12 protein-coding genes are annotated in these 13,171 nt (G+C 66.9%); 9 read left to right on the forward strand and 3 right to left on the reverse strand.

Features of this window, described 5'->3' with window-relative positions; translation table 11 throughout:
• Positions 1-91: 91 nt before the first annotated feature.
• The 5 genes from MJ602_RS05925 (at position 92) to flhC (ending at position 4,402) form a co-directional block, all read left to right on the forward strand.
• On the forward strand, positions 92-1,225 hold the full coding sequence (locus MJ602_RS05925) for an aromatic ring-hydroxylating oxygenase subunit alpha (RefSeq protein ID WP_243019951.1): 1,134 nt from the start codon (positions 92-94) through the stop codon (positions 1,223-1,225).
• A 183-nt stretch (positions 1,226-1,408) separates the two neighbouring features.
• Positions 1,409-2,314 (forward strand): DMT family transporter, encoded by a 906-nt coding sequence (locus tag MJ602_RS05930; RefSeq protein WP_243019952.1) that lies wholly within the window; start codon positions 1,409-1,411, stop codon positions 2,312-2,314.
• A 62-nt stretch (positions 2,315-2,376) separates the two neighbouring features.
• Positions 2,377-3,237, forward strand: coding sequence for a sulfurtransferase (locus MJ602_RS05935; protein WP_243019953.1), 861 nt, complete (start codon positions 2,377-2,379; stop codon positions 3,235-3,237).
• A gap of 212 nt (positions 3,238-3,449) precedes the next feature.
• Positions 3,450-3,776, forward strand: coding sequence for a flagellar transcriptional regulator FlhD (flhD, locus tag MJ602_RS05940; protein ID WP_162015590.1), 327 nt, complete (start codon positions 3,450-3,452; stop codon positions 3,774-3,776).
• A 35-nt stretch (positions 3,777-3,811) separates the two neighbouring features.
• Complete coding sequence (gene flhC / locus MJ602_RS05945) at positions 3,812-4,402, forward strand: flagellar transcriptional regulator FlhC (RefSeq protein WP_162015589.1); 591 nt, start codon at positions 3,812-3,814, stop codon at positions 4,400-4,402.
• A gap of 63 nt (positions 4,403-4,465) precedes the next feature.
• Here flhC and MJ602_RS05950 read toward each other — a convergent pair whose 3' ends face one another.
• Positions 4,466-5,008: a FlgO family outer membrane protein gene (locus tag MJ602_RS05950; protein ID WP_243019954.1), complete on the reverse strand. Its 543-nt coding sequence runs from the start codon at positions 5,006-5,008 to the stop codon at positions 4,466-4,468.
• On the reverse strand, positions 5,005-5,724 hold the full coding sequence (locus MJ602_RS05955) for a hypothetical protein (RefSeq protein WP_243019955.1): 720 nt from the start codon (positions 5,722-5,724) through the stop codon (positions 5,005-5,007). Before MJ602_RS05955 ends, MJ602_RS05950 begins: the two co-directional genes overlap by 4 nt.
• A gap of 142 nt (positions 5,725-5,866) precedes the next feature.
• On the opposite strand from MJ602_RS05955, the gene MJ602_RS05960 reads away from it, so the two are divergent.
• Positions 5,867-7,069 (forward strand): spherulation-specific family 4 protein, encoded by a 1,203-nt coding sequence (locus MJ602_RS05960; protein ID WP_243019956.1) that lies wholly within the window; start codon positions 5,867-5,869, stop codon positions 7,067-7,069.
• A 419-nt stretch (positions 7,070-7,488) separates the two neighbouring features.
• Here the strand turns inward: MJ602_RS05960 and ppc are convergent, their stop codons facing one another.
• Positions 7,489-10,287, reverse strand: a complete 2,799-nt coding sequence (ppc, locus tag MJ602_RS05965) for a phosphoenolpyruvate carboxylase (protein ID WP_243019957.1) — start codon at positions 10,285-10,287, stop codon at positions 7,489-7,491.
• Positions 10,288-10,367: 80 nt separating this feature from the next.
• On the opposite strand from ppc, the gene hemC reads away from it, so the two are divergent.
• The 3 genes from hemC to MJ602_RS05980 are packed head-to-tail and all read left to right on the forward strand — an operon-like array spanning position 10,368 to position 13,160.
• On the forward strand, positions 10,368-11,294 hold the full coding sequence (gene hemC, locus MJ602_RS05970) for a hydroxymethylbilane synthase (RefSeq protein WP_162015585.1): 927 nt from the start codon (positions 10,368-10,370) through the stop codon (positions 11,292-11,294).
• Position 11,295: 1 nt separating this feature from the next.
• Positions 11,296-12,087, forward strand: a complete 792-nt coding sequence (locus MJ602_RS05975; RefSeq protein WP_243019958.1) for a uroporphyrinogen-III synthase — start codon at positions 11,296-11,298, stop codon at positions 12,085-12,087.
• Positions 12,084-13,160, forward strand: coding sequence for a uroporphyrinogen-III C-methyltransferase (locus tag MJ602_RS05980; RefSeq protein WP_243019959.1), 1,077 nt, complete (start codon positions 12,084-12,086; stop codon positions 13,158-13,160). Before MJ602_RS05975 ends, MJ602_RS05980 begins: the two co-directional genes overlap by 4 nt.
• Positions 13,161-13,171 lie beyond the last annotated feature (11 nt).

Genomic DNA, 13,171 nt, shown 5'->3' on the forward strand with positions numbered 1-13,171 from the left:
ACTGCCTATAATCCCTTACTGCTTCAACCTGCGCCATGCAGGTTTCTTTTTTTGTGTCTGCGCCCCGGCGCTTGATTTGGTCAGGTCACCCATGTCTGATTTAAGTCTTCGACTGCAGCAGGCCCACAGCCAGCTACCCGTCTCCAGCTATTTCGATGAACAGCTCTTCCAGCGTGAGCTGCAGGTGCTGTTCCAGCACGGGCCGCGCTACGTGGGCCACAGCCGCAGCGTTCCCGAAGTGGGGGACTACCACGTATTGCCCCAGGAACTGGGAGGCCGCGCGCTGGTGCGCACTGCACCCGACAAGGTGGAGCTGGTCTCCAATATCTGCCGCCACCGCCAGGCCATCATGCTGCAAGGGCGCGGCTCCTTGCAGCAACAGCAAAAGGGCAGCGCGGGCGGCAACATCGTGTGCCCCATCCACCGCTGGACCTACAGCCCCAGCGGCACCTTGCTGGGCGCGCCGCATTTTGCCAACGACCCCTGCCTCAACCTCAGCAACTACCCGCTGCGTGAGTGGAACGGCATGCTGTTCGAGGACAACGGCCGCGACATCGACGCCGACCTGGCAGGCCTGGGCCCGCGTGCGGAACTGTCGTTCGACGGCTACGCACTGGACCGCGTGGAACTGCATGAGTGCAACTACAACTGGAAGACCTTCATCGAGGTCTATCTGGAGGATTACCACGTCGGCCCCTTCCACCCCGGGCTGGGCAATTTCGTGACCTGCGACGATCTGAAATGGGAATTCCACGAGGAGTTCTCGGTGCAGACCGTGGGCGTGGCCTCCACATTCGGCAAGCCAGGCTCCGACGTGTACAAGAAGTGGCATGAGGTGCTGCTGCGCTACCGCGAAGGCAAGCTGCCCGAGCGCGGCGCCATCTGGCTGACCTACTTCCCCCACATCATGGTGGAGTGGTATCCGCATGTGCTCACGGTGTCCACGCTGCAACCGCTGAGCCCCATCAAGACGCTGAACATGGTGGAGTTCTATTACCCCGAGGAAATCGTCGCCTTCGAGCGCGAGTTCGTCGAGGCCCAGCAGGCCGCCTACATGGAAACCTGCATCGAGGACGACGAGATCGGCGAACGCATGGACGCAGGCCGCAAGGCCCTGCTGGCGCGCGGCGACAACGAGGTCGGCCCCTACCAGAGCCCCATGGAAGACGGCATGCAGCACTTCCATGAGTGGTACCGCAGAAAAATGGAGCTGACACCCCCCTGAGGCCCTGCGGGGCGGCCCTTGTGCGGGCGCCCTGATGGAAGGGGTGGCGCTCGGATCAATGAAGCTTGTAGCCAGCGCGACACGCCGCTGGCGATTTTTCTTTGCTACCATTCAAGTAGCACACAGCGCCCGCCCTACGGGCGCTGCGGGCCAATTCTTTGAAGAATCCACCCGACACACCCCATGCATGCCCTCTGGATGGTGCTGGCCGCGCTCCTGTTTGCAAGCATGGGCGTGTGCGTCAAGCTGGGTTCGGCCTACTTCCACCCGGCCGAGATGATTTTCTGGCGCGGCATCATCGGCATGGTGCTGCTGTGGGTTCTGGCACGCTCGCAAGGTGCCACCCTGGCCACCGCCCACCCCGGCAAGCACGCCTGGCGCAGCTTGGTGGGCGTGGTCTCGCTGGGCACCTGGTTTTATGCCATCACCCAACTGCCACTGGCCACGGCCGTGACACTCAACTACATGAGCAGCGTGTGGATCGCTGCCTTTCTGGTGGCAGGCAGTCTGTGGGCCTGGCGCCAGGCCGCCCAGGGTCAGCGCCCGTCCCTGCAACTGCCTTTGGTGCTCACCGTACTGGTCGGGTTTGCCGGGGTGGTGTTGATGCTGCGCCCCAGCATCGAGCAAACGCCGCAGCAACTGTGGGGCGGTGCGCTGGGCCTGTTGTCGGGGCTGACAGCGGCGATGGCCTACCTGCAGGTCACCCATTTGTCGCGCATGGGCGAGCCAGAGTCGCGCACCGTGTTTTACTTTGCCCTGGGCTCTGCGCTGGCCGGGGGCGCGGTCTCACTGCTCATCGGGTACTCGCCCTGGCCAGGCTGGCACGGTCTGTGGCTGTTGCCCATTGGCGTGCTGGCCGCGCTGGGGCAGTTGTGCATGACGCGCGCCTATGGCAACGCCCGCTCCGCCAAGGGCACCCTGGTGGTGGCCAGCCTGCAGTATTCGGGCATCGTGTTCGCGGCGCTCTACAGCGTGCTGCTGTTTGACGACCACATCCCCACGCTGGGCTGGCTGGGCATGGCCTTGATTGTGGGCAGCGGCATTCTGGCCACGGTGCTGCGCGCCCGCAGTACACGCAACCCTGCATGAGCCTGCCAAAATCCGCCCATGGTTGCGCCCCGCAACACCCTCGTCACACTCCCCAAGCCGTCATGCCTTATTCGCTTTTGATTTCCGCTCCTGAACTGCAATCGCTGCTGGACAGCGGCACCCCCTGCATGGTGTTCGACTGCAGCTTCGATCTGGCCAACCCCGCCTCAGGCGCGCAACAATTCCTGCAAGGCCATATCCCTGGCGCCGTGTACGCGCACCTGGACGAACACCTGTCCGCACCGGCCCACGGCGAGCGCGTCTCGGGCGGACGCCACCCGCTGCCCACCCGCGAAGCCTTTGCTGCCTGGCTGGCCCAACAGGGCTTTGTCGCGGGCATGCAGGCCGTGGTCTATGACCGCAACGGCAGCGCCTTTTGCGGCCGCCTGTGGTGGATGCTGCAGTGGCTGGGCCACGAGGCCGTGGCCGTGCTCGACGGTGGCATGCAGGCCTGGACGCAGGCCGGTGGCGCCCTCGAACAAGGCCCACAGGCCACGCGCACCCCTGGGGTCTTTCAGCCCAGTGCAGCGCTGCGCCCGCTGGCCACCACTGCGCAGGTACTGCAAAGCCTGGGCACTGCGGGCCAGACCATCATCGACGCCCGCGCCCCTGCGCGCTACCGCGGCGAGGTGGAGCCGCTGGACCCGGTGGCCGGGCACATTCCTGGGGCGCTCAACCGCCCATTCACCGACAACTTCGGGCCGGATGGGCGCTTCAAGGCCCCGGCGCAGTTGCGCACCGAGTTTCTGGCCTTGCTGGATGGGCGCGACCCTGCCACCGTGGTGCTCCACTGCGGCAGCGGCGTCACGGCCAACCCCAACGTGCTGGCCATGGAGCTTGCAGGCCTGGGCCGCGCCGCGCTGTACGCCGGGAGCTGGAGCGAGTGGTGCAGTGACCCGCAACGTCCAGTGGAACGCGGCTGAAGGGCTACAAAATACGTAGCAATCGGCAGCAGACGCCGACACGCCTTGTCAGGCAAATTCCTACAAGACCCACCGCACTGCCTGACGTGCGGCACAGCCGCTTCCCGACTTAATTTTTGATTGGGCCAAATTCACAATCCATTTCAACGGATCGCGAAACGCTGCATGAGGCAGACACAGCGCGAATCCCGCGAATGGAAAGGAAGTGCCCCATGTCTAACGATCAACTGCTGGCCGAAATCCGCGAAGCCAACCTCACCTACCTGATGCTGGCCCAGACCCTGATCCGCCAGGACAAGGCAGAGGCCGTGTTCCGACTGGGCCTGAACGAAGACGCTGCCGACATTTTGGCATCACTGTCGGCCGCGCAACTGATGAAACTGGCGTCCAGAAACACGCTTCTTTGCAGCTTCCGCGTGGACGACAACCTGGTCTGGAGCCTGCTGACCAACCACGCTCCCAGCAAGGTGGGCAACGAAGCCACCAACACGCTGCACGCCAACATCCTGATGGCCAGCCGCGTTTCTGAAGTGCTTTGAAGCGCGACACACCGCACACCGCCTGGAGCCCCGCCATGACGACCGCCACCCTCACCCGCCCCGCCGCCGACAAGAAGACCACCAAGACGGCCGCCCCCGTCAAGAGCGTGCTCAATGAGTCGCGCCAGATCGAGCGCGCCGCCATGCTGATCCAGATGGGCGCACGCATGCAGGTGCTCGAATCGGAAACCACGCTGTCGTATGAACGGCTGATCCGCCTGTACAAGGAGATTGCGGGCAAGTCCCCCTCCAAGGGCCAACTGCCGTTCTCCACCGACTGGTTCCTCACCTGGCAGGAGAACATCCACTCCTCGCTGTTCCTCAACATCTACGAGTACCTGGCCAAGGGCATGGACCTGGACCCGGTGGACCAGCTCACCAAGGCCTACCGCCTGTACACCGAACAGATCGCAACCGCCCAGGTCGAACCCCTGCTGTCCTTCACACGCGCATGGCGACTGGTCAAGTTTGTCGATGCGGGCATGCTTCAGCGCACCAAGTGCGCGCAATGCGGCGGCCTGTTCGTCACCGAGCTGTACGAAAACCGCCACTACACCTGCGGTCTGTGCAACCCTCCCGCACGCGCTGGCAAGAGCAAGAACGCAGGCGCGCTGATGCTGCATTGAGCATTAAGAACGCCTATACCTCTTATCAGTAAAGCGCCAATAGCTACAAATTTTATAGCTTACTCAACGCCCCCGGAGCAAGCCCCGCAAGTTGTCGTCCACCGGCAGCGCATAGTCGGTGGCGGCCACCACCTGGTTGCCCTGGGGGCTGACCAGCTTGAGGCTCACATAGACCATGGCGCCTGACACCGCATAGGTGCCCACGACCACGGCCTGGGCGTCGTGGTTCTGGCTGACCTCGCGCAGTTCGCGTGACAGCAGCAACTCCCCTTGCCCCGGTTGCAGGGCCAGTTGCTCGCGCAGGCGCACCTCGGCCACCGGCACGCCGCGCTGCACGAAGCGCGAGGCGATCTGCTCCGAGAACATGCGCCCCAGGCGGGACGATTCGCCCAGGTGGTCCACGCTGACCAGCGTGGCCACGATCACGCTGCGGCGCGGGTCCAGCGGTGCGGTCTGCAACAGGCGGTCTGCAGCTTCGTAATTGGTTTGCAGCACATCGGACCGCACTGCAGGCCCGCCGCGCTCGCCGTAGTAGTAATAGTGCGCGCAGCCCGGCATGGCGGCAGCCAGGGTCAGCAGGGCGAGCAGGGAGGCGCGGCGCTTCATGGTGTTACCACCCGCCAGGTCTTGACCGGCGCCGGGGGCGCCACAGGGGCGGGCGGCTGGTAGAGCACGGCGTCCTCGCGTTCGATGTAGTACATGTCTGCGGTCCCGGTCAGCATGCGGTCTGGCGTCTTGAGCGTGGTGGTGATGAGCACCTCGGTGCGTGTGGGCCCACCGGCTGCGGCGCCCTGGTTGTGGCGCTGCATCATGTCCAGGGCCAGGCCGGTGCCCACCCCCAGGGCCGTGGCCACACCGGGCAGGAAGGGGCGGTTGTAGTAATGCACTTTCCAGTCGCGCCACACGCCCACTCCGGCGCTCAGCATCGTCCAGGGCAAGGGGATGATCTGGTTGGTGGGGTCGTTCGCTTCGTGCTGCACCACCTGGGTCTGCACTTCCAGCTCCACGGCAGTGGGGCCGGTGGCCAGCGTCACGCCCCGGTCGAGCAAGCGCACGCGCAGGAGCTTGAGAAAACCCTGGTTGAAGCTGGAGCCGTCGGCCACGGTCACGTGGATGGGGTGCTCGCCCTCAGGCCAGCCCGCGATTTTTTCCGACACACGGGCCGCCACATCGTCTGCCAGCACGTCCCAGTGGTGCACGGCGCGCGCCTTTTTCTGGCCCGTGGCCGGGTAGTTGTCGGCACGCGGCTTGTCCAGCGTGCTGCAGCCTGCCAGCAGCGCCGTTGCCGCCAGGACGCAAAGGAGGAGGCTTGGGGATCGCATGCACCAGATGGTATGCGCGGCCCTGCCGTCCAATCCGCGCAACAAAATGGCTTTTCCCGGTCAGAACGGCGGCTTGCCGGTGGCTGGGTGGATGGACAATGGCTTGCAATTGCCCATCCACCGTGAACTTCCTGGAGAGCGTATGCGCCGCATCCTTCCCCGCCCCCTGCCCCATGCCTTGTCCCTTTTGGCACTCAGCGCCTTGATCGTTGGTTGCGGTGGCGCCAAGGAGGACACGCCCACCCCTCCACCGCCGGTGCAGCCCGGCCCCCTGGCCGTGGGCTTTACCAGCCCGGTGGCCGCCAACAACGTGCATGACGTGGCCAGCGCCATTCCCTTGCAGGTCAACGTCACCATCAACGGCAACCCCGCGCCCAACGGCACGCCCGTGAGTCTGACGACCAACTCCATCAGCGCCAGCCTGGCGCCCACGGTGCCCACCACCCTGGGTGGTGCGGCCACGTCGGTGCTCAACAGCAACGTCATCGGCCCGGTGGTGGTCAATGCCACGGTGACGAGCACCACCCATTCGGCCAACGAAAGCCTCAAGCTCTACATCCGACCGGTGCGCAAGCCGCTGGAATTGCTGGTGCCCGCCTATTTCAGCGCCGCCAAGGACTCCCCCTGGACGACCCTGGTGTCGGGCGCCAAGAGCTACCCGGATGTGAAGATCACCGCCATCATGAACCCCAACGGCGGAGTGCTCACCTCGACCACCACCGCCAACACCGACCTGGCCACGGCCATGGCCAGCCTCAAGACCGCCAATGGCAAGGTGGTGGCCTATGTGTCCACGCTGTATGGCAACGGTGCGCGTTCGGAAGCCGACATCAAGGCCACCATCGACAAGTACCTGGAGCTGTACCCCACCCTGGACGGTTTCTTCATCGACGAAATGGCCTCGGGCAGCAACCGCCTGGCCCATTACCAGGCCATTTACACCTATATCAAGGGCAAGCCCAGAGACCCCGGAGTGCCCGCGTTGGTCGTGATTGGCAACCCCGGCATTTTCCCGGACCAGGCTTATGCCGACGCGACCGATGCGCTGACCACGTTCGAGGGCACGGCCGCGGCCTTCCAGGCGCTGGATCCGCAACAGTCGTCCAACACCTGGGTGTACAGCCTGGCCAACACATCGCAGGCCATGCTGGTGCACAGCGCCAGCACCTGCACTGCCATGCAGGACAGCCTCAAGCACGCCAACAAGGCGCGCACCAACACCGGCCTGGTGTTCACCACCGACGAGACCACCGTCCGCACCGTCACCAAGCTGCCAGCCTACTGGATCCAACTGCTGGGCACGGTGGACGCCATGAACAAGGGCGGCACGCTGCCCGCGTGCTGAAATGAAACACCCCCTGCGGCGCTTCGCGCCTTCCCCCCGCTCTCGCAGCGCTGCGCGCTGCGGGCAGGGGGACGCTCCCAGCGCGGCGGGGCGGCCCTTGCGCGGGAGCCCTGGCCTGGTTCGTGCCCGTTTCATGCCCTGTGGGTGGCGCGCATGCGCTATGGATAACTGAAATGAAACACCCCCTGCGGCGCTGCGCGCCTTCCCCCCGCTCTCGCATTGCTGCGCAATGCAAGCAGGGGGACGCAGCCAGCGCGGCGGGGCGGCCCTTGCGCGGCTGCCCTGGCCTGGGGCGCACCGGTTTCATGGGCTGCGGGTGGCGCGCAACGCTATGGATAGCTGAAGCGCAGCGGGGGCGATGCCGCAGGCGCACCATGCGCGCGCGTGCCTGGGTTTGACGCCGCCCATGCCATCAAGCATCAGCCGGTGTTGCGCAACCCTGCGGCAATGCCGTTGATGGAGATGTGAATACCCGTCTGCACGCGCTCATCGCCCTGCCCTGCACGCCAGCGGCGCACCAGTTCCACCTGCAGGTGGTGCAGCGGGTCGATATACGGGAAGCGGTGCTTGATGGAGCGCGCCAGCGCACTGTTGTCCGCCAGTCGCTGCTTGTCGCCCGTGATGAGTGTGAGCGCCTCCGCCGTGCGGTGCCATTCAGCCTCGATGGCAGCAAACACCTTTTTGCGCAGCCTGGCGTCCTGCACCAGTTCGCTGTAGCGCGAGGCCAGGGCCAGGTCGCTCTTGGCCAGCACCATGTCCATGTTGGACAGCAGCGTGCTGAAAAAGGGCCAATGCCGCTCCATCTTGCGCAGCAGGGCGAGCTGGGCCTTGGGGTCCTTGCCGCTGTGGTGCACAAAGGCCTGCACCGCCGTGCCAAAGCCATACCAGCCCGGCAGCGTGAGGCGGCATTGGCCCCAGCTGAAGCCCCAGGGAATGGCGCGCAGGTCTTCGATGCGTTGGCTGGGCTTGCGCGACGCGGGGCGCGAGCCGATGTTGAGTTCGGCAATCTCGCGGATGGGCGTGGAATTGAAAAAGTAGTCGGTGAAGCCCGGCGTTTCGTACACCAGCGCACGGTAGGCCGCCATGCTGGCCTGCGAGAGCTGCGCCGCCGCCTCCAGGAAGGCGGGCGTGGCCGGTTTGGTGGGCTGCAAAAAGGTGGCCTCCAGCGTGGCAGCGACCAGGGTTTCAAGGTTGCGTCGGCCGATCTCCGGGTTGGCGTACTTGGAGGCGATGACCTCGCCCTGCTCGGTCAGGCGGATCTGGCCGCGCACCGTGCCCGGTGGCTGCGCCAGGATGGCCTGGTAGCTGGGGCCGCCGCCACGCCCCACGGTGCCGCCGCGACCGTGGAACATGCGCAGGCGAATCCCGGGCAGCTCATCAAACAGCGCCACCAGCGCAATCTCGGCCCGGTACAGCTCCCAGTTGCTGGTGAAGATACCGCCGTCCTTGTTGCTGTCTGAGTAGCCCAGCATGATGTCCTGCTCACTGCCGCTGGCCTGCACCATGGCGGCGATGCCCGGCAGCGCATAGAACTCGCGCATGATGGGTGCGGCGTTGCGCAGGTCCTCAATGGTCTCGAACAAGGGCACCACGATGAGGTCGGCCGTGGCCTGTGAGGGCGCTGCGTCGTCCAGCGTGCCTCGCACCAGGCCCACTTCCTTTTGCAGCAGCAGCACTTCCAGCAGGTCGCTCACCGTTTCGGTGTGGCTGATGATGTAGTGGCGGATGGCATCGTGTCCGTAGCGTTGGCGCATGCGCAGCGCCGCTTCAAAGATGGCCAGCTCGCCACTCGTGTGCTCGGAGTAGGCGGCGCCCACCACGCGCAGTGGCCGTGCGTCCTGCAGCAGGCGGAGCAGCACGGCACGCCGATCGTCTTCGGGCAGCGCGGCATAGTCGGGCTCGATGCGGGCCACGGCCAGCAGCTCGGCCACCACGCGCTCGTGCTGGTCGGAGCTTTGGCGCAGGTCCACCGTGGCCAGGTGAAAACCAAACACCTGCACCGCCCGGATCAGCGGGCGCAGGCGCTGCGCCGACAGCGCCGCACCGTGGTGCGCCTGGAGCGAGGCCTCGATGGTGCGCAGCTCGGCCAGGAAGTCTGCCGCGCTCGCGTACGGGTTCTGTGGCGCCACGGCGTGGCGCGCGGCCACGCCGCCGCTCAGCTCGTGCAGCGTGGCAGCCAGGCGCGCGTAGATGCCCGTGAGCGCGCGGCGGTAGGGTTCGTCCTGGCGATGCTCGTTGGTGTCGGGCGAACTGAGGGCCAGCGCCTGCATCTCGGGCGTCACTTCGACCAGCCGCGCCGACAGCGACAGCTCCCCGCCCAGCAGGTGCACCTCGGTCAGGTAGTGGCGCAGCACCACTTCGCTCTGGCGCCGCAGGGCCTGCACCAGCGTGGCGGCCGTGACGTTGGGGTTGCCGTCGCGGTCGCCACCAATCCACTGGCCCATGCGCAGAAAGCTGTGCACCGGCTCCGTGCCCAGGGCTCGCTCCAGGTCGGCATAGATGCGTGGGATCTCGCGCAGGAAGGTGGCCTCGTAGTAGGACAGCGCGTTTTCGATCTCGTCGGCCACCGTCAACTTGCTGTAGCGCAGCAAGCGCGTCTGCCACAGTTGCGTGACGCGCGAGCGCAACTGCGCCTCGTTGGCGGCCAGCTCGCGCGGCGTGAGGGCGTCTCGCGCCGTGTTGTAGAGCTGCGCGCGCTCGACGATGTCGTCGCGCGCCGCCAGCAACTGCGCGATGTCGCGCTCGGCGTCCAGAATGCTCTTGCGCTGCACCTCGGTGGGGTGCGCCGTGAGCACGGGCGAGACATAGCTGTGCGCCAGCGTCTGGGCAATGGTGCCCGGCGCAATGCCCGCCCAGCGCAGGCGCGAGAGCGCCACATCGATGCTGCCCTCCTGGGTGTCGCCCGCGCGCTCATGCACGGTGCGGCGGCGGATATGGTGCCGGTCTTCTGCCAGGTTGGCCAGGTGACTGAAGTAGGTGAAGGCGCGGATCACGCTCACCGTCTGGTCGCCGCTCAGGCCCTTGAGCAGCTTCTTGAGGGTCTTGTCGGCCTCATGGTCTGCGTCGCGCCGGAAAGCCACCGACAACTGGCGAATCTGCTCGATCAGGGCGAAGGCCGCCTCGCCCTCCTGCTCGCGGATCACGTCACCCAGAATGCGCCCGAGCAGGCGGATGTCCTGGATCAAGGGATAGTCTTTGTCGGTTTTTTTGGCGCTCAAGGCTTGTCTCCTGGGTGCGGTGCCGGAATGCTGCAGCGCGGGATGCTAGCATCGCGCGCTGAGCCTTACCCTGCAAAAACATGACGACCGAGCGCCCCACCCTCCCCCCCATCACCATTGCCACCCGGGAAAGCCGCCTGGCCCTGTGGCAAGCCGAACATGTGCAGGCCCTGCTGCGTGCACGCGGGCACAGCGTGGAGCTGCTGGGCATGACCACGCTGGGCGACCAGATCCTGGACCGCAGCTTGAGCAAGGTGGGCGGCAAGGGCCTGTTCGTCAAGGAACTGGAAACCGCATTGCACGACGGGCGTGCGCAGATTGCCGTGCATTCGCTCAAGGACGTGCCCATGGAGCTGCCCGAGGGTTTTGCCCTGGCCTGCGTGATGGAGCGCGAAGACCCGCGCGACGCCTTTGTGTCGCCGCACTTCGCCAGCCTGCAAGAGCTGCCGCAGGGCGCGGTGGTGGGCACGTCCAGCCTGCGCCGCCAGGTGCTGCTGCACGCGCTGCGACCGGACCTGAAGATCGAACCCCTGCGCGGCAACCTGGACACGCGCCTGCGCAAGCTCGACGAAGGCCAGTACCAGGCCATCGTGCTGGCGGCTGCGGGGCTCAAACGCCTGGGGCTGCAAAGCCGCATCCGCACCGAATTCCCCATCGACCAGATGCTGCCCGCCGCAGGCCAGGGCGCCCTGGGCATCGAGGTGCGCGCCGACCGAGTGGACCTGGTCGAGGCGCTGCGCCCCCTGGCCCACCAGCCCACCTGGATTGCCGTGACCGCCGAGCGCGCCGTGAGCCGCAGCATGGGCGGCAGCTGCTCCATGCCGCTGGCGGCGCATGCCCGGTTCGAGGGTGACCAACTGCGCATCGACGCCGCCTGGGGCGACCCCGAAGGCCGCATCGCCCTGGTGCGCGCCAGTGCCAGCGGCCCGGCCACCACGCTGGAACAGGCCGACGCGCTGGGCATGTCCGTGGCAGCGCAATTGCGCGCGGGCGGCGCCACGGGCTGAGATGGTCATTGTCACCCGGCCCGAGCGCGAGGCCCTGCAGTGGGTGGCCTCCTTGCAGGCCCGCGGCATCGACGCGCTGGCACTCCCCCTCATTGCCATCACCCCGCCCGCCGATGTGCAGGCGCTGGAGCTGGCCCGCGCCCAGGTGCAGGCGGGCGCGTACAGCGCCGTCATGGTGGTGAGCAGCAACGCAGGCCAGCATTTTTTTGATCAAAAAACGGCTCTAGCGCTTACCCAGAAAGCGCTAGACGCTATCAAAACAAGAGTATGGTCACCCGGCCCCGGCACGGCCCGCGCATTGCAGGCCCTGGGCGTGGAGGGCTCGCGCATCGACACCCCGGCACCCGATGCCGCGCAGTTCGACTCCGAATCGCTGTGGGCCCAGGTGCACAGCCAGGTGGGGCCCGGCGCGCGCGTGCTCATCGTGCGCGGCACCGACGCCGGTGCCACCCAAGAGGGCACCGGGCGCGACTGGCTGGCACAGCAGATCCGCGCCGCCGGGGGGGCGGTGGACTTTGTCGTGGCCTATACACGCGGCGCACCTGTATGGAATGCGCCACAGCAGGCCCTGGCACGGGAAGCCGCCCGCGATGGCTCGCTGTGGCTGCTGAGCAGCTCGCAGGCGCTGGAGCACCTGTGTGCCGCGCTGCCAGGCCAGGACTGGCGCCAGGCGCGCGCCCTGGCCACGCACCCGCGCATTGCCCAAGCAGCGCGGAACGCGGGTTTTGGCGAGGTGCGCGAGTGCCGCCCGGCCTTGGCCGACGTGGCAGCCTCGATAGAATCCCAGCCATGAGCCAAGCGCCCGAATCCGCCCCTGCTCCCGGCCCCGTGGCAGCCCCCACACCGGTGGGCTCCGGGGGCACGCCGTCCAGGCTCCTGGTCTATGTGCTGGGAGGCATTGCGGTGGCCGGACTGGCCAGCAGCACCATGCTCTGGCAACGGCTGGACACCATGCAAGAGGCCCTGGCACGCCAGAGCCAGGAAGCCAACACCCAGGCCATCGAAGCGCGCACCCTGGCCCGCCAGGCCCAGGAGCAGGTGACCGAAGCCAGCGCCCGCCTTGCGGTGCAGGAGGCGCGCGTCAACGAAGTGGCCCTGCAGCGCGGGCAGTTGGAAGAGCTGATGCAAAGCCTCTCGCGCTCGCGCGACGAGAACCTGGTGGTGGACATCGAATCCTCGCTGCGCCTGGCGCAGCAACAGGCCCAGCTCACCGGCAGCCTGGAGCCGCTGGTGGGTGCACTCAAGAATGCGCAGCAACGCATCGAACGCGCCGCCCAGCCGCGCTTGGCGCCGGTGCAGCGCGCCATTGGGCGCGACCTGGAGCGCATTGGCAGTGCCAGCGTGGCCGACACCTCGGGCCTGCTGTCCCGGCTGGACGACCTGGTGCGCCAGGTGGACGAGCTTCCGCTGGCCAACGCCGTCGCGCTGGCCGCATCCACCCGCCGCCTGCAGGCCCAGCCGGCCGACCCCGAGGCCGACACCAGCGGGCAGGACGCCTGGTGGGTCTGGCTCCAACGCGTCGGGCAGGTGGTGTTCGACGAAGCCAAGGGTCTGGTGCGCCTGAGCCGCATCGACCAACCCGAAGCCGCGCTGCTGGCGCCCGACCAGGCCTTTTTCCTGCGCGAGAACCTCAAGCTCAAGCTGCTCAATGCGCGCATGGGTGTGCTGGCGCGCCAGCTCGACTCGGCCCGCACCGACCTCACGGCGGCCACCGCGGCCCTCAATCGCTATTTCGACCCCGCATCGCGCCGCACACAAAGTGCGGCCACGGTGCTGCAGCAGGTGCAGGCGTCGATGAAGGTGGCCGAACTGCCCCGGCCCGACGAAACCCTCTCGGCCCTGGCCACGGCGGCCGCCGGCCGCTGACCGCCCACCGG

Origin of the sequence: Simplicispira sedimenti, assembly GCF_022760965.1 — a bacterium.
Lineage (GTDB): Bacteria > Pseudomonadota > Gammaproteobacteria > Burkholderiales > Burkholderiaceae_C > Simplicispira > Simplicispira sedimenti.